A 24783-nucleotide genomic window follows, 5' to 3' on the forward strand; every position below is an offset into this window, starting at 1 on the left:
CGCAAGCGACGGGCATCATCCCGTCGCCTTTCGACGTGTCCCAATTCAATCAGTGATCCTATATTCGATGCGGGGAAGCGTGAAATCGCCGACACCCTCGTTCCGTCTGGTCAGCGTGTCCGCATCGACAATTCGACGTCGCCGCCGAACGGCACCGACAGATAGCCGTTTTCCGGTGCGCGCACGTAAGCAAGGTAGTCGGGGCTGTATTCCGCGTTGTCGGCCACGACGAACGCTCCCGCCCTGAGCCGCGGCTCGACCAGCGCGAGAATCTCCGGATACAGCGCCTTCGCTCCGTCGAGCAGCAGCAGATCGACCGCATCCGGCAGATCGTTAGCCAGCGTACGCAGCGCATCGCCTTCGCGAATCTCCACGAGATCAGCCAATCCTGCCGCCGTCAGGTTCGCCTGTGCGCGCACGACCTTCGACGGTTCAAACTCGCTCGTAATCAGCCGCCCGCCGCCGTTGTCGCGCAGCGCGGCCGCGAGATGCAGCGTCGAAATGCCGAACGACGTACCGAATTCGACGATTGCCGTCGCGCCGCCGCTACGCGCGAGCATGTACAGCAGCATGCCCGTCTCGCGCGACACGGGAAGCGGGTAGTCCTTCAGGCGCGCATACAGATCGGCGTAGTCCGTCTTGCTGCGCATCAGCCGCGCTTGCTCGTCGCGCGACACGTTGGCGAAGGCCGGGCTCGTCGCGGGCGACGACGCGTCGGCTTCGTCGAACAGGCGCGCCAGCAGCGAAGCCAGCGGGTCGAGCATCAGGGTGGTCATGCGATATCTCCGGTAGCGGTTGAGTGCGTCGTTGCACCCGACTAGAATATGACGAACTATTCAGGTTTTACTATTCGCATTGGCAAACCGCTCATGACCGCCCGCCGAAACGCCCCGATCGCCACGCGCAAGCAGCCTCGGCAGGCGCGCTCGACCCGTCTCGTCGAGGACGTCCTGCAGGCGGCTATTCAGGTTTTGGCGAGTGAAGGTGCGCAGCGCTTCACGATGGCGCGCGTGGCCGAGCGGGCCGGCGTGAGCGTCGGCTCGCTGTACCAGTACTTCCCGAACAAGGCGTCCGTGCTGTTCCGGCTCCAGCACGACGAGTGGCGGCAGACGTACGACATGCTGTGCGGGATACTGCAAGACACGCGAAAGACGCCCCCGGAGCGGTTGCGCACCGCCGTCCACGCGTTCATCCGTTCGGAATGCGACGAGGCGCCGATGCGCATCGCCCTCGACGATGCCGCCCCGCTCTATCGCGACGCTCCCGAGGCGCGGGAAGTGAAGGTCGAGGGCAACCGGGCGTTCAGCGCGTTCATGCGCGAAGCGCTGCCCGACGTGCCTGACGCGACGCATGCGCTCGCGTGCGAGCTGATCCTGACGACGCTCACCACGGGCGGCAAGGCGTTCTCCGAAACGGCGCGCACGCCGGCGGAAATCGATGCCTATTCGGCCGCGATGGCCGACATGTTCTGTGCGTATCTCGCGCATCTCGCGCACGCTTGAGGCCCGTGCCGACACGGAAACCGCGCACGCGCGCCGGCTGCATCGTCCGGATGCAGGTTGCGCACGGCGATGAACCCCGTCACCCGCCCCGGTTCGCACCGGCTTCCCGGTTCATCCTGAAAGCAGTTCGTAAAATCCAATGCCTCGCCCGCTGGCGCCCCACCCGTCGACCCTGCATTCAAATAGTCGCCTTAACGGATTCGAACTAGGCGTATACACGCGGGTCGACACGACGGAGCCCCGTTGCACGCCGATATAAGCGCTGCGACATGCGCTGCATGCTCTTCGCCCGATGGGACGTGATGGGCGGCTCGCCTAACCTTCGCTACGGCAAAGCACACGTGACGGGGTCGCCCACACCACGCGTCGTCCGACGCGACACCCTCGCGATCGTCTCGATTCGCACGTAACGACACGCATCACGCGTCATGCGTCCCCACGACGTTGCCGAACAATCCCAACTAGATACGAGACACCCTGACGACGGTTCGCTACGGGCCGTTTCAGCATGCTGATAAAGGAGCAAGCTCATGAGTGATACCCCGGTGCAGCCGACGGTCGGCGTCGGCGCGGAAGAAACTGACTTTGGCACCAAGGGAGTCATCGACCGCTACTTCGGCATTGCGTCGCGCGGCAGCACGCAGCGCCGCGAGATCATTGCCGGCGTGACCACTTTCCTCGCGATGGTCTATTCCGTGTTCGTCGTGCCCGGCATGTTCGGCAAGGCCGGCTTCGACACGAGCGCCGTGTTCGTCGCGGTGTGTCTCACCACCGCATTCGGCTCGCTGCTGATGGGCCTGTGGGCGAAGCTGCCGATCGCGATCGGCTGCGCGATCTCGCTGACCGCGTTCACCGCGTTCGGCCTCGTGCTCGGCAAGGGGCTGCCTCCGACGGTCGCGCTCGGCGCCGTGTTCCTGATGGGCCTCGTGTTCACCGGCATCTCGATCACCGGCGTGCGTTCGTGGATCCTGCGCAACCTGCCCGCGGGCGTCGCGCACGGCACCGGGATCGGCATCGGCCTGTTCCTGCTGCTGATCGCGTCGAACGACGTCGGCCTCGTGATCAAGAACCCGGGCGCCGGCCTGCCGGTCTCGCTCGGCCAGATCACCGCGTTCCCGGTCATCATGTCGGTCATCGGCCTCGCCGCGATCTTCGGCCTCGAAAAACGTCGCGTGCCGGGCGGCATCCTGCTCGTCGTGATCGCGATCTCGGTGTTCGGCCTGATCTTCGATCCGGGCGTGAAATACCGCGGCATCTTCGCGCTGCCGTCGCTGAGCGCGCCGGGCCACGCATCGCTGATCGGCGCGATGGACATCAAGGGCGCGCTGTCGATGGCCGTGCTGCCGAGCGTGCTCGCGCTGGTGATGACCGCCGTGTTCGACGCGACCGGCACGATCCGCGCGGTCGCGGGCCAAGCCGGCCAGCTCGACGAGAACGGCCGCATCATCAACGGCGGCCGTGCGCTGACCGCCGATTCGATCAGCTCGATCTTCTCCGGTTTCCTCGGCGGCGCGCCGGCGGCGGCCTACATCGAGTCGAGCGTCGGCGTGGCCGCCGGCGCGAAGACGGGCCTCGCGGCGGCCGTGGTCGGCCTGCTGTTCCTCGTCGTGATGTTCTTCTCGCCGCTCGCGGGCCTCGTGCCGTCGTACGCCACCGCACCGGCGCTGATGTACGTCGGCCTGCTGATGCTCGGCAGCGTGAGCAAGCTGCACATGGACGACATGGTCGACGCGATGTCGGGCCTCGTGTGCGCGGTGTTCATCGTGCTGACCGCGAACATCGTGACGGGCATCATGCTCGGCTTCTCGACGCTCGTGATCGGCCGCCTCGCCAGCGGCGAATTCCGCAAGCTCAACGTCGGCACCGTGCTCATCGCGGCCGTGCTCGTCACGTTCTATCTCGGCGGCTGGGCCATCTGAGCCCGGGACATGCGCGACGTCGCCTGCAGAAGGGCGGCGCGCATCGGGACGACATCGTCTCCTCCACCATCGTCGTTGATGGTCTCCAGGCCTGGGAACGCGAGTTTCCAGGCTTTTTTTGTCCGTGCGGCGCAGCGTGACGCGCTCCGTGAAAACGGCGCGACGCCCGTTCGCGCCCGGTGCTACGATCGCGTTTTGCCTTCAGGAGTCGCGATGAACACCCTCGGCATCGTCTCCGAATCGAGCACCCGGGCCTCGGCGCGCAAGCCGCCGTTCATTCCGTCGTTCGGCTTCCACGAAGTGCACGAATCGCAGCCGATCGGCGCGCCGCCCGCGCGCATCATCGACGTCGTCGCGTCGCTCGACATGCGCGCCGATCCCGTCATCGACACGCTGCTGACGGTGCGCGAATTCCCGGCGGCCATCGCCGGCGCGCTGCGCAACGCACCGGCCGGCCCCGGCCGCGCGCGCTTCGGCTTCGACGCCTTCACGCCGCTTCATCGCGACGACACGTCGCTGTCGCTCGGCTTGATCGGGCGCTTCTGGCGCCCGGCGCCCGACGTGCGCACCATCGCCGATGCCGACGCCTTCGTCCGGCACGACGACCCGCGCGACGCCAAGCTGGTACTCCGGTTCGAGGTGGTCGGGCTCGCCTCGGGCGCGCACATCCTGCGCACCGAAACCTTCGTCCATTGCCCGAGCGCACGCACGCGCTGCCTGTTCGCGCCGTACTGGCTCGCGATCCGGCTGGGAAGCGGCTGGATCCGGCGTCGTACGCTGGCGGCGGTCGAGCTCGCGCTGGCCTGATTCGCCGCGTCAGAACGGCTTGATCACGGCCAGCCCGGCGACGAGCGCCATCGCGACGAGCACCGCGCCCGCCGTCTGCCCGAGCCACGGCGCCGGCACGACGACGAGATCGTCGCGCGCCATGCGCCGCAGCGTGCCGGCCAGGATTCCGTGCAGCACCGACAGCGCGACGACGATCGCGAGCTTCACCAACAGCCATGCGGTGCCGAACCAGTGACCGCTCAGCGCGAGCGCGATGCCGGCGATCCACACGATCGCGAGCGCGGGCGCCGTCACCGTGCGATCCCAGCGCCGCACCGCGCGATGCACGGCGAGGTTCGCGATCCGGACCGCGACCGACGACAACAGCAGCCCGCCGACGAACGTGACGACGGCGGCCAGATGCACGGCCTTCAGCACCAGGTAGATCATCGCGCGTGCCGCCTGCGCGCGATCCAGCCGGCGCTCGCCAGCCCCGCAAACGGCACGACGGCCGACAGCACGAGCCGCGCGACCTCGCCCTTGCGCCACAGCCCGCTCGACGCGGTGCCGACCACCGCCCACACGTACATCGCGAACGCGATGCCGTGAATCGGGCCCATGATCGATACCGCGACCGGATAACCGGCCAGATGCTTGAGCGGCACGGCCACGCACACCAGCGCGACGAGGGTGGTCGCCTCCAGCAGCGACAGGTATTGCAGGTTCCGCAACGCGTTGCGATCGTCTTGTGTCATCGGCAGGGCTCCAGGTAGTCCGCGGCGATTGTCGCGTGTAGTGCGGGTTCGAGCCATTGGCTAGAATGACATCTTTCAACGGATTCTGGCCACGGCCACGAATGCCATGCACACGGTCGCCGTGCTTGCTTTGCCCGATGTCGTCCCGTTCGATCTGGGTGTCGCGTGCGACACGTTCGCGCGCGTGCGGGCGCCCAACGTCGCGCAGGCGTACCGTGTCCGCGTGTGCAGCGACCAGCCGCGCGTCGGCGGCGACCTGTTCGAGCTGCGCCCGCCGTTTCGCCTCGATGCGCTGGCCGACGCCGACACGATCATGGTTCCCGGCACCTCCGTGCCGCTCGCGCCGACGTCGCGCCGCGTGCTCGACGCGCTGCGCGCGGCGGCCGCGCGCGGCTGCCGGATCGCGTCGATCTGCAGCGGCGCGTTCGTGCTCGCGGAAGCCGGGCTGCTCGACGGCCTGCGCGCGACGACGCACTGGCTCGCGGCCGCCGAACTCGCGCGCCGCTATCCGAACGTCGACGTCGATCCGAACGTGCTGTTCGTCGACAACGGGCGGATCCTGACGTCGGCCGGCGCGGCGGCCGGCCTCGATCTGTGCCTGCACATGATCCAGGCCGACTATGGCGCGGCGGTCGCCGTCGATGCCGCCCGCAGCGCGGTGGCGCCGCGCGTGCGCGAAGGCGGGCAGGCGCAGTTCATCGCGCCCGAATGGCCGGCCGGCGGCGACGGGCTGCACGACCTGCTGGACTGGCTGCACGCGAACCTGCGCCAGCCGCTGACGCTCGACGCGATCGCGCGCAAGGCGTCGACGAGCGTGCGCACGCTGACGCGGCGCTTCCAGGAGCAGACCGGCACGTCGCCCGGCCAATGGCTGCAGACCGCGCGCGTGCGGCATGCGCAGCAGTTGCTGGAGGTGACCGAGCTGTCGATCGAACATGTGGCGACGGAAGCCGGGTTCGGTTCGGTCACCGCGTTTCGCGAGCGCTTCGCGCGCATTGTCGGCACGTCGCCACAGCGCTATCGGCAGGCGTTCCGCGCGCGCGCCGATGCGTGACGTCGTCCGGATCGCCGCCTGAAGCATGAACCCGCCGCCCCCTTTCGCGCCAACCGGACCCGACCGATGACCCGCATCCGCAATCCCCTGAACATCGCGCAGCTCCAGGCGTTCGTCTCCGCCGCGCACCTGAAGAGCCTGCGCGCCGCCGCGCGCGAGCTCGGCGTCACGCAGCCGGCGATCACGCATACGATCCGCGAACTCGAAACGGCGCTCAACGCGGAGCTGCTCGCGCGCAGCGTGCGCGGCGTCGAGCTGACCGCCTGCGGCGAGGCGCTGCTGCCGCGCGCCGAGCAGTTGCTCGGCGACGTCCGCCGCACGGTCGAGGCCGTCGAGCAGGTGAAAGGCGAGATGTCGGGCCGCGTCGCGGTCGGCACGATGCCGTCGATCGCGCTGACCGCGCTGCCGCACGCGGTGACGGCGTTCCGCCAGTCGATGCCGAACGTCAGCCTGCATCTGGAGGAAGTGACGGTGCCCGACGCGCTCGCGCAGTTGCGCAACGGCACGCTCGACATCGCTGCAATGCACCATGTGCCCGCGCTCGACCGCGATTTCACGCAATTGCCGCTGCTGTCGACCGAATTCACGATCGTGATGCGCGACGGCCACCCGCTCGCGCACGCGCGCCGGTTAGAGGAACTGCTCGACGCCGAATGGATCGTCACCGTCGGCGCCGAGCAGTTTCCGCACAGCGTGATGGTCGGGATGTTCGAGGCGCACGGGCTGCCGCTGCCGAAACGTCTGCTGCGCTCGCCGATGTCGTTCGCGGTGACGCTCGGGCTCGTCGCGCGCTCGGACGTGATCGGCTGCTTCACGCGCCCGCTCGCCGCGATGGTCGCGCCGCTCGGTATCCGCACGGCCGAACTGGACGAAAGCATGCCGCGCTTCGACCTGTCGATCATCGCGCGGCGCGACCTGCTGCCCACGCCCGCCGTGTCGCACTTCGTCACCTGCCTGCAGCGCGCGGTCAACGAAACGCTCGGCTGAATCGTTCCTGTGGATGAAACGGCGGCGCACCCCGCGCGCCGCCGCCGGGCCCGGTATCGGGGCTTGTCCTAGGCGCCCCGCCGGTATTTTGTCTTGATAATCTTGCGCACGTCGCGCGCCCCCATCGGGCGGGCGAAACGGACTGTCCGACGCGAAGCCGCGGCGGGCCGAAGGCTTACGGCGCGGCACAACCGCGCACCCATCGAACAAAACGAGGAGTCACCGAGTGAAAAAGATTCTTGCGGCTGTGACCGTCGCCCTGCTCGCCGTATCGGCCGGCAGCGCGTACGCGAAGGACTGGTCGACCGTGCGGTTCGGCGTCGACGCAAGCTACCCGCCTTTCGAATCGAAAGGCGCCGACGGCAAGGTGGTCGGCTTCGACGTCGATCTCGGCAATGAAATCTGCCGCCGCATGAACGCGAAGTGCGTGTGGATCGAAAACGACTTCGACGGGATGATCCCGGCGCTGAAGGCCCGCAAGTTCGACGGCGTGCTGTCGTCGATGTCGATGACGCCGGCGCGTCAGGAACAGATCGCGTTCTCCGCGAAGCTGTTCAACACGCCGACGCGCCTCGTCACGAAGAAGGGCACGGGCCTGATGCCGACGGCCGAATCGCTGAAGGGCAAGTCGGTCGGCGTCGAGCAGGGCACGATCCAGGAAACCTACGCGAAGACGTACTGGGCCTCGAAGGGCGTGAACGTCGTGCCTTACCAGAACCAGGACCAGGTCTACGCCGACCTGATCTCCGGCCGTCTGGACGGCGCGCTGCAGGACGCGGTGCAAGCCGAGATCGGCTTCCTGAAGACCCCGCGCGGCGCGAACTTCGACTTCGCCGGCAAGGATCTCGACGATCCGAAGACGCTCGGCAACGGCGCCGGTATCGGCCTGCGCAAGGAAGACACCGACCTGAAGGCGAAGATCGACGGCGCGATCGCCGCGATGCGCAAGGATGGCACGTACGACAAGATCGCGAAGAAGTACTTCGATTTCGACGTCTACGGCAAGTAATACGGCCGACGAACGCGCGATTCGGCGCGACGGGAACGGGCTCCGCACGGAGCCCGTTTTTTTTGCGCACGACGCGGGCGCCGTTATTTTTTCCGCGCCAAGCTGATGATTCTCAACGGAAAACCGCTTGTTCTGGCGCCGGTTTGATGGCGGCGAGGAAGGCAACGTACAATCGTTCTTCCACGCACACGGATCATTCGCGGCTGCGCCGCACTCCCCCCATCATGCAAACGCAGACCCATCCGCTGATTTCCCCCGCCGTCGGCACCGAACGCCAGATCACCAGCTTCCACTACGGCCCGCGCGGCGGCAAGAAGGTCTACATCCAGTCGTCGCTGCACGCGGACGAGTTGCCCGGCATGCTGGTCGCCACGCTGCTGCGCCGCAAGATCGCCGCGCTAGAGACGGCCGGCAAGCTGCGCGGCGAAGTCGTCATCGTGCCCGTGCCCAACCCGATCGGCCTGTCGCAACACGTGTTCGGCGATCATCTCGGCCGCTTCGAGCTCGGCTCGATGCAGAACTTCAACCGTAACTTCTACGATCTCGCGGCGCTCGTGCTGCCGCGCGTCGAAGACCGCCTCACGAACGACGCGCAGCGCAATCTCGCGGTCGTACGCACCGCGATGCGCGAAGCGCTCGACGAACAGAAACCGCGCACCGAACTCGACTCGCAGCGCCTCGCGCTGCAGAAGCTGTCGTTCGACGCCGACATCGTGCTCGACCTGCACTGCGACAGCGATGCGGTGATGCACCTCTACACGAACCCCGACCTCTGGGAAGACGTCGAACCGCTGGCGCGCTACCTCGATGCGCAGGCGTCGCTGCTCGCGCTGAATTCGGTCGGCAATCCATTCGACGAAATCCACAGCTTCTGCTGGTCGGATCTGCGCAGCCGCTTCGGCGACCGCTTCCCGATCCCGAACGGCGCGATTTCCGTCACGGTGGAACTGCGCAGCGAACGCGACGTGTCGTACGAGTTCGCCGAAAAGGATGCCCAGGCGATCGTCGAATACCTGACCGAGCGCGGTGTCGTCGAAGGCACGCCGGCGCCGCTGCCGCCGCTCGCGCATCCGGCCACGCCGCTCGCGGGCACCGATCCGCTCGTCGCGCCCGTGTCGGGCGTGATCGTGTTCCGTACGCCGGTCGGCGTGATGATCGAGGCCGGCCAGGTCGTGGCCGACATCGTCGATCCGCTGACCGATCGCGTCGTCACGCTGAAGAGCAGCGTGTCGGGCGTGCTGTACGCGCGCCAGATCGTCCGTTTCGCGACGGCCGGCATGGAAGTCGCGCGCATCGCCGGCGCGACCGCGATCCGCACCGGTTCGCTGCTGTCGGCCTGAGCCTGGACGCCCGGCCCGCGCGCCGGGCCGCGGCGCGCCTCGCCGGCCCTCGCCTGCGTCAAACGAAATCGCCCGCTTGCGCGGGCGATTTGCTTTCCGAAGCGCGCGTCGCGCCGCCGATACCGTGTCGCCGGCCGCTACGCGTGAAGACCGCTCAGAACGCCGGCACGATCGCGCCGCCGAACTTCTGGTCGATGAACTTGCGCACGTCGTCCGATTCATAGGCCGCGACGAGCTTCTTCACCCACGGCTTGTCCTTGTCCTGCGCGCGCACCGCGATCAGGTTCGCGTACGGCCCGCGCAGATCCTCGATCGCGATCGCATCCTTCACCGGCGTGAGCCCAGCCTTGACCGCGTAGTCGGTGTTGATCGACGCGGCGTCGACGTCGGGCAGCGCGCGCGGCAGTTGCGCGGCGTCGAGTTCGACGATCTTGATCTTCTTCGGGTTCTCGGCGACGTCGAGCGGCGTCGCGTTCACGCCATTCGTGCCGACGCCCGGCTTCAGCTTGATCACCCCGTATTTCTGCAGCAGCAGCAGCGCGCGGTTGCCGTTCGACGGATCGTTCTGGATCCCGACCTTCGCGCCGACCGGCAAATCCTTCAGCGACTTGAGCTTCTTCGAATAGAAACCCATCGGCGCGGTATAGGTGAGCCCGACGTTGACGATCTTGTAGCCGCGCTGCTTGATCTGGCTGTCGAGGAACGGCTGGTGCTGGAAGCCGTTCGCATCGAGATCGCCGGAATCGAGCGCCGCGTTCGGCTGCACGTAGTCGTTGAATTCGATGACCTTGATCGCGAGGCCTTCGCGCGCGGCGACCTTCGTCACTTCGGTCCAGATCTGCGCGTCGGGGCCGCTCATCGTGCCGATCTTCAGCGTTTGCGGGTCGGCGTGCGCGGCGGGCGCGGCGAATGCCAGCGCGGCGGCGAGTACGCCGAGGCCGGTCAGGATCGAATGTCGCATGGGGTGTCCTCTTGTCCCGTGTCGTTTGTTGGAGCACGGATCGTGGCACGGGGCCCGAGCGCCACCAACCAAGCTTATTTCATGTGCATATTCCTGATCGAGGTCGAACGACAGACAAATTCGGTATAACCCCGGATGTACATCCCGGGCAGAATTTAGGGCCTGCTTGCATAGGGAACGTGCATTCCCGTGGATTGAATTTTTAGTTTGGGGTTGCCACGAGAACGGCCGCTCGCCGCGTTGCGCTCCTTGCGAATACGCGAGTATTCGCGGCGTCGCGCGCCTCGCGAGCGGCCGTTCTCGTGGCAACGCATGCACGTTCCCTATGCAAGCAGGCCCTAATGTCGCATCGGCACCACACATTCTTCATATGACAGTCGCTGTCATATTCATTACGTGGCCCGCCGATAAAGTTGCGCCGGTCCGTGAAAGCGCCCGCAGAGAGCGCCGGAACCGCAACTGGACACGCCATTTATTCGCTCGGAGAATCCTTTGAACAAGAAACTGTTGACCATCGCCGCCCTGGCAGCAACGGCCGGCACGGCACACGCACAAAGCAGCGTGACCCTGTACGGCGTCATCGATGCCGGTATCAGCTACGTGAACCACAGCAAGACCGCCAACGGCGGCACGGGCAAGCTGTTCAAGTACGACGACGGCGTGGCCCAGGGCAGCCGTTGGGGCCTGCGCGGCACCGAAGACCTCGGTGGCGGCCTGAAGGCGATCTTCGTGCTCGAAAACGGCTTCAACAGCGGCAACGGCTCGATCGGCCAGGGCGGCGCGATCTTCGGTCGCCAGGCTTACGTCGGCCTGAGCCAGTCGCAATACGGCACGGTCACGTTCGGTCGCCAATACTCGTTCTCGACCGACATCCTCGGTTCGAACTACTCGACGGGCGGCAACACCGTCGCGGGTAACTATGCGTACCACGTGAACGACATCGACCAGCTCACGTCGAGCCGCATCAACAACGCCGTGAAGTTCCAGAGCGCGAACTATTCGGGCTTCACGTTCGGCGCGTTGTACGGCTTCTCGAACTCGACCGACTTCGCAGGCGCACAGGGCACGGGCACCAACAACACCGGCGGTTCGTCGCGCGCATACAGCTTCGGCCTGAACTACGCGAACGGCCCGATCTCGGTCGGCGCGGCGTACACGGACATCCGTTTCCCGAGCCAGTCGACGCCGGCCTTCTCGACGTCGATCGCGAACCTGAGCACCGGCAACGTCCGCGACCTCCGCACGTACGGCGTGGGTGGCCGCTACGTCTGGGGCCCGGCAACGGCATGGCTGCTGTGGACGCGTACGCAGTTCTCGACGGTGTCGGGCTCGGGCGGCACGTTCTACAACGCATACGAAGCGGGCGCGAAGTACGCATTCACGCCGGCACTGTCGGGCGGCCTCGGCTACACGTACACGAACGCGACGCAAAACGGCAACTCGTGGCACTGGAACCAGGTCAACGGTATCGCCGACTACGCCCTCAGCAAGCGTACGGACGTGTACGGCCTGGTCGTGTACCAGCAGGCTTCGGGCCGCGGCGTGCAAGCGCAGATCGGTTCGAGCACGAGCTACTTCAACACGTCGGGCACGGGTTCGAAGAACCAGATCGCCGCACGTATCGGTATCCGTCACAAGTTCTAAAGCATCCGCTTAACTGTCCGCTCAACCTGCGGATCACGACGGCAAAAAGCGCCCCGCTCCACGCGGGGCGCTTTTTTATGGGCTTTTAAGTTTCGCTTAATTCTGGGCTGAGAGGATGCTCTCACCCCCCCTGTTGGCCGCCTGAGCATCGGCGGCTTTTTTTTTAAACGCCGACGGCGCCGCCATCGATTGCCCACAAGACAGGATCGGAGGCCATGATGATCGAAGATACCGTTTTCAGCCATCTGCACGCGATTCTGACGTGCCAACACTCGCTGCCGGTCCAGAGCTGCCGCGTCTCGGTCGAAATGCAGCGCCCCTGGGGCCGCCCGTATCGCCTCGTCGAATGGACGATGCATCTCGACGCCCCCGCGCGGCGCCAGATCGTGCCGGCCGAATCGACCGACGAAGAGATCGCCGAGGTCGTCGCGTCGCACGTGCCGGGCCGGCTTTACGGCGACGGCCGGCTGCAGTTCTGAACGCGTCTGCGCGCCACCCGTTTCCCGTCTTTCGGCCGCGCCGCACGCGTCGTGCGGCAGTCGGTCTCGTTTGACGCGGCAACGAAACCTGCTACGCTGCGCGTTTTCGTCCACGCAACACACGATGGAAAACGCATTCAACGAACGTGGCGTCATGGTCACGCGCAACGGCCTGTCGGCCGCCGGGCAGGTATTCGCACTGCGTGACATCCGCCACGTCGACGTCGTCAAGATTCCGAAGAACCGTCTCGTGCCGTCGCTGATCTCGCTGATCGGCGCGGCCATCGCCGTCGCAGGCGGCATCGCCGCATCGAGCGCCGCGCTCGTGGTCGGCGTGATGCTCGCCGTGGTCGGCTACCTCGCGTGGACCACGCAGGACATCACGTATCGGCTGATGGTCGAGATGCCCGACGGCAAGCGCGAAGCGCTGTCGAGTGTCGACGCCGAGTTCGTCGAACGCGTCGCGCAGGTCGTGCGCGACGCGCAGTCCGCCACCGCAGCCGGCTGATTCCGTTCGCCTTCGTGCCCGCGCCGGCTCGCGCGGGCAGGATGCACGCCGCGAATGTCGGTTCGCGGCGTTCGCGTTGAAACGCGCGGCGCCCGCCGCGCGCCGCCACCCCCTCCCCGCCACTGCACGCGCCGACCGCCTAGTATGGAAAGAGCGGCTCGCCGCCGCATCGTCCGAGGAGGCCAGCATGAACGCTCAATCGCTGTCCGGCATGCTTCGCGCGCAGGAACTGCTGATCGTGTCGATGATCCGCGCGCTTCCCCCTGATGCACGCCGTGCGCTCGTCGAGCTCTACACCGAGCAGATCGCGTTCGCCGAACAGGCCGGTATCGAAAGCCACGGCGATCGCGCCACGCACGACGCGTTCATCGCGCATGCGCGCAACCTGCTGATCCGCATCGAAGCGCTGGCCTGAGTTTCTCGAGACTTCCCCCGGCTCGCCCGAGCCGCGCAGGCAAGCGCTCACTCGCATGGGCCGTCTGGCGTCCTTGTATTGATAATAATTCTCATTTACACTGTTAAAGTTGTCAGTTGCCTTTCACATCGCCGTTTGCCGCCTGTCGCGCGCAAACGGGCCAGCCAGGTGAACGCGTCACCCAGCCAGCCTTCGGGCTTGTTATCGTCAATGGGAGACCACCTGTGCATTGCTATACGCTGGCGCGGCGGCCGATCTGTGCCGCACTGTTCGGCGCGTTCGGCCTGTCCGCCGCCCCGGCTCACGCCGATTCGTCGCCGCAAGGCGCCACCCCGCCGTCCGCCGTCCTGACCACCGCGGCCGCCTCCACGCGCGGCGACGCGGCGCTGCTCGATCCCGTCACCGTCACGGCCACCCGCACCGCCACCGCGGCGAGCCGCACGGCAGCGTCCGTGTCGGTGATCACCGACGAGGATCTCGAAGAGCAGCAGGCCACCAACATCAAGGACGCACTGCGCTACGAGCCGGGCATCACGGTGCGCCGCACCGCGTACCGTCCCGGCAGCGCCGCGCTCGGCGGCGGCCGCGACGGCGATTCGAGCATCAACATCCGCGGCCTCGAAGGCAATCGCGTGCTGCTGATGGAAGACGGCATCCGCCTGCCGAACGCATTCTCGTTCGGGCCGCTCGAAGCGGGCCGCGGCGACTACGCGGATCTCGACACGCTCAAGCGCATCGAGATCCTGCGCGGGCCGGCGTCGGCGCTCTACGGCAGCGACGGCCTGACCGGCGCGGTGAACTTCATCACGAAGGACCCGCGCGACCTGCTGTCGGTCTACAACAAGCCTTACTACTTCTCGTTCCGGCCGAGCTACGACTCGACCGATCGCAGCATCGGCGCGACCGTGTCGGCCGCGGGCGGCAACGATCGCGTCCAGGGGATGATCATCGCCGACGGCCGGCGCGGCCACGAGGTCGACACGCGCGGCGGCAACAACACGGCAAGCACGCTGCGCACGACGTCGAACCCGCAGGACGTGTATTCGGAATCGCTGCTCGGCAAGCTCGTGCTGACGCCGACCACGCGCGACACGATCAAGTTCACCGCCGAAACGGTGCAGCGGCGCGTGAGCACCGACGTGCTGTCGGCGACCAATGCGCCGACCACGCTCGGCCTCACGACCCACGACCGGCTCGAACGCAACCGCTTCAGCGTCGACTACGACTTTCGCGACGACGCGCTCCGCTGGTTCCAGACCGCGCACGTGCAGTTCTACTACCAGGACGCGAAGCAGGATCAATACGCGTTCGAGACGCGCGGCAAGCTGCCCTCGCGTTCGCGCGACAACCAGTACAAGGAACGCACGTTCGGCGGCGCCGCGTTCGCCGAGAGCGGCTTCGCGACCGGCCCGCTCGCGCACAAGCTGCTGGTCGGCGTGGACGGCAGCCTGTCGCGCGTGACCAACCTGCGCGACGGCACGGTGCCAGGCGTCGGCGAAGCGTTCCCGAACAAGGCGTTCCCCGACACCGACTACACGCTGTTCGGCGCGTTCGTGCAGGACCAGATCGGCTACGGCCGCCTGCTCGTCACGCCGGGCCTGCGCTTCGACACGTACCGGCTGAGCCCGACCGAGAACGATCCGCTGTTCACCGGCAAGGCCGTGTCGACGAACGCGAACGAACTGTCGCCGCGCGTTGCCGTGCTCTACGAGATCACGCCCGCGGTCATTCCGTACGTGCAGTACGCGCACGGCTTCCGCGCGCCGACGCCCGACCAGGTGAACAGCAGCTTCTCGAATCCGGTGTACGGCTACACGTCGATCGGCAATCCGAACCTGAAGCCCGAAACCAGCGACACGTTCGAAGCCGGCCTGCGCGGCAAGGCCGGCACCGGCTACGGCATCGTGCGCTACAGCGCGGCCGCGTTCACCGGCCGCTACCGCAACTTCATCTCGCGCACGACGATCGCCGGCAGCGGCCGGCCGGTCGACCCGTTCGTGTTCCAGTACGTGAACTTCGCCGACGCACGCATTCATGGCCTCGAAGGCCGCGCCGAATGGGTGATGCCGAACGGCATCACGCTGAAGACGGCGATGGCGTTCACGAAGGGCTCGACGCAGAACGACGGCGCGGCCAGCCAGCCGCTGAACACCGTGAACCCGTTCTCGGCCGTGTTCGGCGTGCGGTACGAGCCGACCGAACGCTGGTTCGTGCAGACCGACCTGCTGTTCCAGGCCGCCAAACGCGACAAGGACGTCGACAAGTCCGACTGTTCGAACAAGGCGTGCTTCACGCCGCCGTCGTCGTTCGTCGTCGACCTGCGCGGCGGCTACCGCTTCAACAAGCACGTGAGCGCGACGATCGGCATCCGCAACCTGTTCGACCGCAAGTACTGGAACTGGTCGGACGTGCGCGGCATCGCGGCCGATTCGCAGGTGCTCGACGCGTATTCGTCGCCCGGCCGCACGGTCGCCGTCAGCATGAAAGTGGATTTCTGATGCGCGTTGCCCGCGCGCCTACCCCAACCGTTACTCGAAGGAGTCCGACATGATGCAATCCGCCCTTCCCGGTCAATCGGCCACGCCGGCCCGCGCGGCCGCCGCGCTGCGCGACGCGTTCATCAAGCTCAAGACCGAGCGTCAGCTGCGCAACCGCGACGTCGCGCAGGCGCTCGGCGTCAGCGAAGGCGAGGCGCTCGCCGCGTTCGTCGGCGAGCACGTCGTGCGGCTCGACGCGCGCTTTCCGGCGATGTTCGAGGAAATGCCGCGCCTCGGCCGCGTGATGGCGCTGACGCGCAACGACACGGCCGTCCACGAAAAGGACGGCGAGTACGCGCAGATGAGCCACGACGGCCCGGTCGGCCTCGCGCTCGGCGACATCGACCTGCGCATCTTCTATCGTCACTGGGTGTCGGCGTTCGCGGTGCGCGACGAGACCGCGCACGGCCCGCTGAAGAGCCTGCAGTTCTTCGACGCGCAAGGTCATGCGATCCACAAGGTCTACCTGCGCGCGCACAGCGATCACGCCGCATACGACGCGTTCGTCGAACGCTGGCGCGCGCCGTCGCAGGAGCCGGGCCTCGAGGTCGCGCCCGCCGCAGCGAAAACGCCCGAGCGCGCCGACACCGAGATCGACGTCGCGGGTTTTCGCGCCGCGTGGGACGCGATGACCGACACGCACCAGTTCTTCGGCATCACGCAACGCTTCGGCGTGAGCCGCATGCAGGCGCTGCGCCTCGCCGATCCGCGCTACGCATATCCGGTCGAAACCGCGCATGCGTTGCGCCACGTGCTCGAACAGGCCGCGAAAAGCGGCCAGCCGATCATGGTGTTCGTCGGCAACGCGGGGATGATCCAGATCCATACGGGCCCCGTCGCGAACGTGCGCGAGGTCGGCGCGTGGATCAACGTGCTCGATCCGGGCTTCAACCTGCATGTGCGCGAAGACCTGATCGCCGCCGCGTGGGTCGTGAAGAAGCCGACGAGCGACGGCATCGTCACGTCGCTCGAACTGTTCGACCGGCAGGGCGACCACGTCGCGCTGCTGTTCGGCGAGCGCAAGCCCGGCAAGGTCGAGCGCGACGACTGGCGCGCGCTCGTCGCGACGCTGCCGGCGGCCGCACGCGGAGCCGCGCGGTGAGCGCGCGGCGGTTCGATCCGCGCCGCCGGTCGCTGCTGGCCGGCGCGGCGGCCGGCGCGCTCGCGGGCGTACTGCCCGGCGGCGTGCTCGCGCAGGGCGTGGTCGCCGCGCCGAAACGCGTGATCGTGATCGGCGGCGCGCTCGCGGAAACCGCATTCGCGCTCGGCGGCGCCGAGACGCCGCGTTACCGGCTCGTCGGCGCCGACACGACGTGCACGTATCCCGACGCCGCGAAGCGCCTGCCGAAGGTCGGCTACCAGCGCGCGCTGTCGGCCGAAGGGCTGCTGTCGCTGCGGCCCGATCTCGTGCTGGCCTCGGCGGAAGCCGGCCCGCCGACGGCGATCGCGCAGGTGAAAGGCGCCGGCGTCACGGTGACGACCTTCGACGAGCGCCACGACGTCGAATCGGTGCGCGCGAAGATCACCGGCGTCGCGCAGGCACTCGACGTGCGCGACGCCGGCGCCGCGCTGCTGCAGCGTTTCGACCGCGACTGGCAGGCCGCGCGCGACGCGGTCGCCGCGCGCGTGCCCGGCGGCGCGCAGCCGCCGCGCGTGCTGTTCGTGCTGAACCATACCGGCACCCAGGCGCTCGTCGCCGGCCAGCGCACGGCCGCCGACGCGATGATCCGCTACGCGGGCGCGCGCAACGCGATGCAGGGCTTCGATCACTACAAGCCGCTGACGACCGAGGCGCTCGCGGCGGCCGCGCCCGACGTCGTGCTGATCTCCGACGAAGGGCTGGCGGCCGTCGGCGGCCACGCCGCGCTGCTCGCGACGCCGGGCTTCGGCGCGACGCCGGCCGGCCGCGCGCGGCGCGTCGTGTCGCTCGACGCGCTGTTCCTGCTCGGCTTCGGCCCGCGCCTGCCGCTCGCCGTCACGACCCTGCACCGACGCCTGTCGGATGCGCTCGCCTGAATCCGGATCGACCCGATGCCCGCTCACGCCTCGCCCTTCAACGCGCCATCGTCCGCCTCGCGCGCCGGCGCCGCGCGCCTCGGCACGTCGCGCCGCTTCGCGCCGTTCGTCCTGGCCGCGCTCGCCATTCTCTTGGGCGCGATGTCCGTCGTCGCGCTGTGCGTCGGCGCGTACCGCATTCCGCTGGCGGAAGCCTGGGCCGCGCTGAGCGGCGACCCGGCCGCGCAGCAGGCGCGCGCGGTGCTGCTCGACATCCGCGCGCCGCGCGTCGTGCTCGCGCTGCTGGTCGGCGGCGGCTTCGGCGCGACCGGCGCCGCGATGCAGGCGCTGTTCCGCAATCCGCTCGCCGATCCCGGGCTCGTCGGCGTATCGAGCGGCGCCGCGCTCGGCGCGACCACGCTGATCGTGCTCGGCCCCGCGCTCTTCGCCGCCCACGCAAGCGCGGCCGCGCTGCCCGTGGCCGCGTTCGCGGGCGGGCTCGCGGTCGCGGCACTCGTCTACCGGCTGGCCGCGTCGCGCGGCCGGCTCGCGCTGCCGCTGCTGCTGCTCGCCGGCATCGCGATCAATGCGCTGGTCGGCGCGGCGATCGGGCTGCTCACGTTCGTCGCCGACGACGCACAGCTGCGCTCGCTGACCTTCTGGAGCCTCGGCAGCCTCGGCGGCGCGCAATGGCCGACGCTGGCGGCCGTCGCGCCGTGCGTCGCGCTCGGCGGCGTGCTGCTCGTGCGCGAGCGCGACGCGCTGAACGCACTGCAGCTCGGCGAAACCGAAGCGCTGCATCTCGGCGTGCCCGTGCAGCGACTGAAGCGGCGCGTGCTCGTCGCGGTCGCGCTCGCGGTCGGCGCGCTCGTGTCGTGCGCGGGCATCATCGGTTTCATCGGGCTCGTCGCGCCGCATTGCGTGCGCCTCGCGTGCGGCCCCGACCAGCGCATCGTGCTGCCCGGCGCCGCATTGCTCGGCGCGTTGCTGACGCTCGCGGCCGATCTCGCCGCGCGCACGGTCGCCGCGCCCGCCGACATTCCGCTCGGCGTGCTGACCGCGCTGCTCGGCGCGCCGTTCTTCCTCGCGTTGCTGTGGAAGAACCGCGGCGCGCTCGGCGGGTAATTCCTTCTTCACGACGACCATGCTGACTGCCCACCACCTCGACGTCGCCCGCCGGCACGGCACGATCCTGCGCGACCTGTCGCTGTCGATCGAACCCGGCCGCGTGACCGCGCTGCTCGGCCGCAACGGCGCAGGCAAGAGCACGCTGCTGAAAACCTTCGCCGGCGAACTGACCGGCAGCGTCGCGCCGCACGGCGTGCGCGTGACGGGCGACGTCACGCTGAACGGCGAACCGCTCGCACGCATCGACGCGCCGCGGCTCGCGTGCCTGCGCGCGGTGCTGCCGCAGGCCGCGCAGCCGGCGTTCCCGTTCAGCGTCGACGAAATCGTGCTGCTCGGCCGCTATCCGCATGCGCGGCGCAGCGGTGCGACGTCGCACCGCGATCGCGACATCGCATGGCGCGCGCTCGAACGCGCGGGCGCCGACGCGCTCGTCGGCCGCGACGTCACGACGCTGTCGGGCGGCGAACTCGCACGCGTGCAGTTCGCCCGCGTCCTCGCGCAGCTGTGGCCCGATCACGACACGACGGAACCCGGCCCGCGTTACCTGCTGCTCGACGAGCCGACCGCCGCGCTCGATCTCGCACACCAGCACCGCCTGCTCGATACCGTGCGCGCCGTCGCGCGCGAATGGCAGCTCGGCGTGCTCGCGATCGTCCACGATCCCAACCTCGCCGCGCGGCATGCGGATGCGATCGCGATGCTCGCCGACGGCACGATCGTCGCGCATGGCGCACCGCGCGACGTGATGACGCCTGCTCATATCGCGCAGTGCTACGGCTTCGCGGTGAAGATGGTGGAAACCGGCGACGGGACGCCGCCGGTGATGGTGCCCGCGTAGCGCGGGCACGTCTTTCAGCTGATGCAGCCTGACTGAATGCCGGCGCGCGCTCAATGCTCGACATCCGCCGCGCCGAAGCTCCGCATCTTCCAGCCGAGCCGTACGGCGAGCATCCGTATCGAGAAGCCGGCCGCCAGCGCGACGAGCGTCGCGAACCCCGTGTCGATGCCGACATGCTGCATCCCGACATACAGCGAACCCGTGACGAACGCGACGCTCGCGTACAGCTCCTCGCGCAGGATCAGCGGCATCTCGTTGCAGAGTAAATCGCGCAGCATCCCGCCGCACACGCCCGTGATCGCGCCGGCCAGCACGACGATGATCGGCGCCGTGCCGGTCGACGCGCCGACGTCGCAGCCGATGATCGTGAACGCCGCGAGGCCGATCGCATCGACGGTGACGAACAGCGTCTTCATCCGCGCGACGTGCCGTGCCGCCCACGACGCGACGGTCGCCGCGACGAGCGTGATCACCAGGTATTCGGGATGCGCGATCCAGCCGAGCGGATAGTGGCCGAGCAGCACGTCGCGCACGGTGCCGCCGCCGAGCGCCGTCACCGCGCCGACGAGCGCGAGGCCGAAGCGGTCCATCCCGCGGCGCATGCCCATCAGCGCCCCCGACATCGCTTCCGCGACGATCGCAATCAGATAGAGCGTATGCATGGCGCGCGTCAGTCGTCGGTCCGGAACAGGTCGAGCACGCGTTCGCGCTCGGCCGCATCGACGGCGGCAGGCATCGGCTCGTCGCGCTTGCCGTTGTCGGCCGGCGCGTCGGGCGCATCGATGGCCGCCGCGCCGCCGCACGCGAAGCGGCTGCGGATATACGCCGGCACGTCGGCCGTGCACGTGCCGCGCGTGTATTCCGCGTAGACGAAATCGCCGTCGACGAGCGCGACGTCCTGGGGCGGCATCGCCGCGACCGGCGTGCGCCCGTCGACGGCCGTCTTCATGTAGTCGAGCCAGACCGGCAGCGCGAGCGTCGCGCCGGTCGCGCGCCCCATTGGGCGCGGCGTGTCGTAGCCGAGCCACGCGACCGCGACGATGCCCGACGAATAGCCGGCGAACCATACGTCCTTCGACCCGTTCGACGTGCCCGTCTTGCCGGCCGCGTCGTCACGCCGCAGCGCGAGCGCGCCGCGCGCGGTGCCGGCCCGCACGACGTCGCGCAGCATGCTGTCCATCACGAACGCATTGCGCGCCGATACGACCCGCTCGCCCGCCGGCACGGTCGCCTCGTACATCGCGCCGCCGTGACGCTGCTTCACCGACAGGATCAGGCGCGGCTCCATCCGCGTCCCGCCATTCGCGAACACGCTGTAGGCGCTCGCGAGTTCGAGCGGCGTCACGGCGCCCGCGCCGAGCGCGAGCGGCAGCGACGCCGGATTGCGCTGCGCGTCGAAGCCGAAATGCACCGCGTGCTGCTGCACGTAGCGCGCGTCGGTGGCCTGCATCAGGCTGACCGCGACCAGGTTCTTCGAACGCACGAGCCCGCGCCGCACCGGGATGAAGCCTTCGTAGCGATTGCCGAAATTGCGCGGACGCCACGGCCGCGCGCCGGTTTCCGCGTGCGTGAGCGTGCGCTGCGTATCGTCGACGAGCACGCCGGGGAAGTAGCCCTTCTCCAGCGCCGCCGAATAGACGAACGGCTTGAAGCTCGATCCCGGCTGGCGATACGCCTGCAGCGCATGGTCGAACACGTTGCGATTGAAATCCGCGCCGCCGACCAGCGCGAGCATGTCGCCGGTGGCTGCATCGAGCGACACGAGCGCGCCTTCGAGCCCGTTGCGCGTCTCGCGCTTCGCGCGCGCCTGGCGGCTCAGCGTGCGCTCGAGCGCGGCTTCGGCCGCGCGCTGGTCGCGCATCGAGATCGTCGTCGTCACGTCGAGGCCGAGCGTGTACGCGTCGTCATGAAACCGCTCGACCATCATTCGGCGCGCGCGCTCGGCGACGTACGGCGCCGCGACGATGCCGGGCGGCGGCGTGGTCGCCAGCGCGATCGGCGCGTCGACGGCCGCGCGATACGTCGCATCGTCGAGTTGCCCGAGCGCGTGCATCCGGCCGAGCACGTAGTTGCGCCGCGCGGTCGCGCGCGCGGGATTGACGACCGGGTTGAACGCGGACGGCGCTTTGGGCAGCCCGGCGAGCACGGCCGCCTCGCCCGCGCTCAGCGCGTCGAGCGGCTTGCCGAAGTACACGTGCGCGGCGGCCGCGAAGCCGTATGCGCGCTCGCCCAGATAGATCTCGTTCATGTACAGCTCGAGCAGCTTGTCCTTGCTGTATTCGCGTTCGAGCTTCGCCGCCATCAGGATCTCGGCGAGCTTGCGGCTCAGCACCTTGTCGCGCGTCAGGTAGAAGTTGCGCGCGACCTGCATCGTGATCGTGCTGCCGCCCTGGCCCGGCTGGCCCGTCACGACGTTCGCGAACGTCGCGCGCGCAAGACCGCCGACATCGACCGGGCCGTGCTCGTAGAACTTCGCGTCCTCCGCCGCGAGCAGCGCGTGCCGCATCAGCGGCGGAATGCGTTCGAGCGGCACGAACTCGCGCCGCTCGACGCCATATTCGGCCAGCAGGTCGCCGTCGCGCGAAAAGATCCGCAGCGGCAGCGCGGGACGATAGACGGCCAGGTGTTCGACGGACGGCAACTGCGTCCAGATGCGATCGATCGTCCATGCGCCGATGCCCGCGCATGCGAGCGTCAGGCCGAGCAGCGCGCCCGCGAGCGTGCGCCAGACGCGGCGGCGGCGCGGCGGTGCGGATGGCGGCGCGGGCGGCGGCGATGGGTTGGCGGTGGGGTCGGTCATGTCGGGGCTCCTTCTTCAGTGCCGCGACGGCCGGCGCGCGAGCGGCGCCGATCGGTCACGAAAGGCGCGCATTGTCGAAGGGATGGCGCGAAACCGGAACATTCTTTAGCCAAAGTTTGGCTGGCTAAATTTTATTTAGGAAAGCGCACCGGGGCCCGCTCGCGGCGCGTATGTGGGTCTGCGGCATGTCGTCGCGGCCGGGCAGGCGAGGCGCATGAGCCGGTTCGCCTGTACCATCGCGTGATGTTCGACCGATACCTCGACCTGTGGGGCCTCGTTCCCGACGGTGGCCCGATCCTGACCGCGAGCGGCGGCCTGTTGCCGGTCGTCTGGCACGCGCGGCCCGCGATGCTGAAAGTCGCAACGTGCGACGAGGAACGCCGCGGCAATGCGCTGATGGCCTGGTGGAACGGGCAAGGCGCCGCGCAGGTGTGGCGGCACGACGGCGACGCGATCCTGCTCGAACGCGCGCAGCCGGCGCCGTCGCTCGCCGCATTGTCGGCAGCCGGCCACGACGACGACACGATGCGCATCGCTTGCGACGTCGTCGCGCGGCTGCACGCGCACCGTGCGCCGCAGTGCCCTGCGGTCGTGCCGCTGCACGACTGGTTCTATGCGCTGCTATCGAGCGATGCCGACAACGACACGCTTCGCCGCGCGGCAACGATGGCTCGCCAATTGCTGGCCGAGCCGTTCGTCGACGAAGTCGTGTTGCACGGCGACATCCATCACGACAACATCCTGCATTTCGGCGATCGCGGCTGGCGCGCGATCGACCCGAAAGGGCTGCGCGGCGAGCGCACGTTCGACTACGCGAATCTGTTCTGCAATCCCGCACACGACATCGCGGTCGATCCCCTGCGTTTCGGGCGGCGCGTCGCGGTCGTGGCGGATGCCGCACAACTCGACCGGCGCCGGCTGCTGCAGTGGATTCTCGCGTGGTCGGGACTGTCGGCCGTGTGGTTGATGGAAGACGAGTTGTCGCCCGATACACGGCTGGAGGTTGCGATGCTTGCGGCGGGTGCGCTCGGGCTGTAGCGATACGCATCGCCGATGAAAACAGACTCGTTACGAGTTACGGGGGAATGCGGGGAGAATCGGCGCCTTTCGGCCATGAACGGACAATCGACTGCGCTGAGAATATCGCCGACAATTGTCAGCACGGATCGACTTAGAGTTGCCGGCGAGACATATGACACAGATCGCGATCGTATTGCACGGACCTACCAGCGCGGGAAAAAGCAGCTTGGCCAAGGCGCTTCAGAATAGCTCGGAAGCGCCGATGTTCCACATATCGCTCGATGCATTCGTCGAAATGTCGCGTAGGCGTGACATGAGATCGGATGAAGAGTTGAATCAGGCGCTCAGGATACATCACCTCAATCTGCAGTCCACCCTGAAGCGCGTAGCTGCAAGTCATTTCGGGATTGTTCTCGATCTTGTGCTGCGAGATACAACCGCCTTCGAAGAATGTATTTCTGCACTCGCGCCTCGCCGCACGTACGTGATAGGTGTTTGTTGCCCATTGGATGTTCTGGAAGAGCGTGAACGCAGCAGGCCGGACCGTGGAGAAGGAATGGCGCGATCCCAATTCGGGCATCCAGCTTACTCAAGGCCCTACTCGATGCGTCTGGATACGTCGACTTGCAGTCCCGAAGAAGGCGCTCAAAGAATCCGCTCATTCCTCAACGCGCAGGCGGAATGATCGCTTTTGCTATCAGCGAATGGCTCAAGGGGGGCGTTCGCGGACGATCCTCAAAAAGGTGAGCGTAGGTTTGCGCGCGAAGCCTTGTCAGATAAGGTGCAGGTACTGCTGCATCATTGGAGTGACGGGTGCAGGGGCTGCGGTGGGGTGCGTGCTCATGTGACCGGGAAAAGTTGCTTTGGCTGCCCGAGCTTATCAGCGGCCCGCACGGGACTGCTCGAAGTTCGCCGTTCGGCCAGTTGCTGGAGATCACGACCGGCGGCTGCCGGCTACGAACGGCCGTTCGACACAGCTTTTTAGATCGTCGACAATGGACCTATCCGTCATTTTGTGGGCGGGGCATATCATGAGGTGTAAAAGCCATGGATATGCCGATGAAGAAGAAAAGACAAACCGTAGCGCGTCAGGCAGCGGCCCGCGGGCCGCTGCCTGAGTTGCC

24 protein-coding genes are annotated in these 24783 nt (G+C 67.9%); 18 read left to right on the top strand and 6 right to left on the bottom strand.

Annotation, left to right across the window (positions count from 1 at the left end):
* Positions 1-110: 110 nt before the first annotated feature.
* A complete protein-coding gene (locus tag H0X95_RS26040) occupies positions 111-776 on the bottom strand; it encodes an O-methyltransferase (RefSeq protein ID WP_006494185.1) in 666 nt (221 codons plus the stop codon).
* A 48-nt stretch (positions 777-824) separates the two neighbouring features.
* Here H0X95_RS26040 and H0X95_RS26045 point away from each other — a divergent pair, with 48 nt between their 5' ends.
* The 3 genes from H0X95_RS26045 to H0X95_RS26055 all read left to right on the top strand — a co-directional run bounded on the left by H0X95_RS26045 (position 825) and on the right by H0X95_RS26055 (position 4228).
* A complete protein-coding gene (locus H0X95_RS26045; protein WP_059722117.1) occupies positions 825-1502 on the top strand; it encodes a TetR family transcriptional regulator in 678 nt (225 codons plus the stop codon).
* A 530-nt stretch (positions 1503-2032) separates the two neighbouring features.
* Positions 2033-3421: an NCS2 family permease gene (locus tag H0X95_RS26050; RefSeq protein WP_006494183.1), complete on the top strand. Its 1389-nt coding sequence runs from the start codon at positions 2033-2035 to the stop codon at positions 3419-3421.
* A 213-nt stretch (positions 3422-3634) separates the two neighbouring features.
* Entirely contained in the window at positions 3635-4228 is a 594-nt protein-coding gene (locus H0X95_RS26055; RefSeq protein ID WP_006494182.1) for a hypothetical protein, read from the top strand.
* A gap of 9 nt (positions 4229-4237) precedes the next feature.
* On the opposite strand, the gene H0X95_RS26060 is transcribed toward H0X95_RS26055, so the two are convergent.
* Entirely contained in the window at positions 4238-4639 is a 402-nt protein-coding gene (locus H0X95_RS26060) for a CopD family protein (RefSeq protein WP_059722119.1), read from the bottom strand.
* The gene (locus tag H0X95_RS26065; protein ID WP_059722121.1) at positions 4636-4944 is read right to left on the bottom strand and encodes a DUF3817 domain-containing protein; all 309 of its coding nucleotides are present in this window, start codon (positions 4942-4944) and stop codon (positions 4636-4638) included. Before H0X95_RS26065 ends, H0X95_RS26060 begins: the two co-directional genes overlap by 4 nt.
* A 106-nt stretch (positions 4945-5050) precedes the next feature.
* Here H0X95_RS26065 and H0X95_RS26070 point away from each other — a divergent pair, with 106 nt between their 5' ends.
* The 4 genes from H0X95_RS26070 (at position 5051) to H0X95_RS26085 (ending at position 9334) form a co-directional block, all read left to right on the top strand.
* Complete coding sequence (locus H0X95_RS26070) at positions 5051-5998, top strand: GlxA family transcriptional regulator (protein WP_006491810.1); 948 nt, start codon at positions 5051-5053, stop codon at positions 5996-5998.
* Between the two features lie 66 nt (positions 5999-6064).
* On the top strand, positions 6065-6985 hold the full coding sequence (locus tag H0X95_RS26075; protein WP_006494179.1) for a LysR family transcriptional regulator: 921 nt from the start codon (positions 6065-6067) through the stop codon (positions 6983-6985).
* A gap of 226 nt (positions 6986-7211) precedes the next feature.
* Positions 7212-7994 (top strand): ABC transporter substrate-binding protein, encoded by a 783-nt coding sequence (locus tag H0X95_RS26080; protein ID WP_006489206.1) that lies wholly within the window; start codon positions 7212-7214, stop codon positions 7992-7994.
* 224 nt (positions 7995-8218) lie between these two features.
* Positions 8219-9334, top strand: a complete 1116-nt coding sequence (locus H0X95_RS26085) for a succinylglutamate desuccinylase/aspartoacylase family protein (RefSeq protein ID WP_058902388.1) — start codon at positions 8219-8221, stop codon at positions 9332-9334.
* A gap of 154 nt (positions 9335-9488) precedes the next feature.
* Here the strand turns inward: H0X95_RS26085 and H0X95_RS26090 are convergent, their stop codons facing one another.
* Complete coding sequence (locus H0X95_RS26090; protein WP_006489221.1) at positions 9489-10295, bottom strand: MetQ/NlpA family ABC transporter substrate-binding protein; 807 nt, start codon at positions 10293-10295, stop codon at positions 9489-9491.
* 492 nt (positions 10296-10787) lie between these two features.
* Between H0X95_RS26090 and H0X95_RS26095 the strand changes: the two genes are divergently transcribed.
* From H0X95_RS26095 to H0X95_RS26135, 9 genes are all read left to right on the top strand, one after another.
* The gene (locus H0X95_RS26095) at positions 10788-11939 is read left to right on the top strand and encodes a porin (RefSeq protein WP_006491809.1); all 1152 of its coding nucleotides are present in this window, start codon (positions 10788-10790) and stop codon (positions 11937-11939) included.
* A 218-nt stretch (positions 11940-12157) separates the two neighbouring features.
* Positions 12158-12418 carry a DUF2866 domain-containing protein gene (locus H0X95_RS26100; RefSeq protein WP_011548992.1) on the top strand — a complete coding sequence of 87 codons (261 nt, stop codon included), beginning with the start codon at positions 12158-12160 and terminating at the stop codon, positions 12416-12418.
* 124 nt (positions 12419-12542) lie between these two features.
* Positions 12543-12926, top strand: coding sequence for a DUF6232 family protein (locus H0X95_RS26105; RefSeq protein WP_012493589.1), 384 nt, complete (start codon positions 12543-12545; stop codon positions 12924-12926).
* Positions 12927-13113: 187 nt separating this feature from the next.
* Positions 13114-13341, top strand: coding sequence for a hypothetical protein (locus tag H0X95_RS26110; protein ID WP_006489213.1), 228 nt, complete (start codon positions 13114-13116; stop codon positions 13339-13341).
* Between the two features lie 224 nt (positions 13342-13565).
* Positions 13566-15839, top strand: coding sequence for a TonB-dependent hemoglobin/transferrin/lactoferrin family receptor (locus H0X95_RS26115; protein WP_059722124.1), 2274 nt, complete (start codon positions 13566-13568; stop codon positions 15837-15839).
* 49 nt (positions 15840-15888) lie between these two features.
* Complete coding sequence (locus H0X95_RS26120; protein ID WP_006491808.1) at positions 15889-16980, top strand: hemin-degrading factor; 1092 nt, start codon at positions 15889-15891, stop codon at positions 16978-16980.
* On the top strand, positions 16977-17894 hold the full coding sequence (locus H0X95_RS26125; RefSeq protein ID WP_058902391.1) for a heme/hemin ABC transporter substrate-binding protein: 918 nt from the start codon (positions 16977-16979) through the stop codon (positions 17892-17894). The genes H0X95_RS26120 and H0X95_RS26125 overlap by 4 nt, the downstream gene beginning before the upstream one ends.
* Before the next feature lie 15 nt (positions 17895-17909).
* Positions 17910-18998: a FecCD family ABC transporter permease gene (locus H0X95_RS26130; RefSeq protein WP_006496217.1), complete on the top strand. Its 1089-nt coding sequence runs from the start codon at positions 17910-17912 to the stop codon at positions 18996-18998.
* Positions 18999-19017: 19 nt separating this feature from the next.
* Positions 19018-19839, top strand: coding sequence for a heme ABC transporter ATP-binding protein (locus tag H0X95_RS26135; protein ID WP_006485871.1), 822 nt, complete (start codon positions 19018-19020; stop codon positions 19837-19839).
* 50 nt (positions 19840-19889) lie between these two features.
* On the opposite strand, the gene H0X95_RS26140 is transcribed toward H0X95_RS26135, so the two are convergent.
* Positions 19890-20501 (bottom strand): trimeric intracellular cation channel family protein, encoded by a 612-nt coding sequence (locus H0X95_RS26140; RefSeq protein ID WP_059722128.1) that lies wholly within the window; start codon positions 20499-20501, stop codon positions 19890-19892.
* A gap of 8 nt (positions 20502-20509) precedes the next feature.
* Entirely contained in the window at positions 20510-22639 is a 2130-nt protein-coding gene (locus H0X95_RS26145; RefSeq protein ID WP_006496214.1) for a penicillin-binding protein 1A, read from the bottom strand.
* A gap of 243 nt (positions 22640-22882) precedes the next feature.
* Here H0X95_RS26145 and H0X95_RS26150 point away from each other — a divergent pair, with 243 nt between their 5' ends.
* Together H0X95_RS26150 and H0X95_RS26155 are read left to right on the top strand one after the other, a co-directional pair.
* Positions 22883-23677: an aminoglycoside phosphotransferase family protein gene (locus tag H0X95_RS26150; protein WP_059722130.1), complete on the top strand. Its 795-nt coding sequence runs from the start codon at positions 22883-22885 to the stop codon at positions 23675-23677.
* 154 nt (positions 23678-23831) lie between these two features.
* The gene (locus H0X95_RS26155) at positions 23832-24344 is read left to right on the top strand and encodes a chloramphenicol phosphotransferase CPT family protein (protein WP_012493593.1); all 513 of its coding nucleotides are present in this window, start codon (positions 23832-23834) and stop codon (positions 24342-24344) included.
* Positions 24345-24783: the final 439 nt, after the last annotated feature.

The sequence above is a fragment of the Burkholderia sp. 9779_493 genome (genome assembly GCF_015712215.1).
Lineage (GTDB): Bacteria > Pseudomonadota > Gammaproteobacteria > Burkholderiales > Burkholderiaceae > Burkholderia > Burkholderia cenocepacia.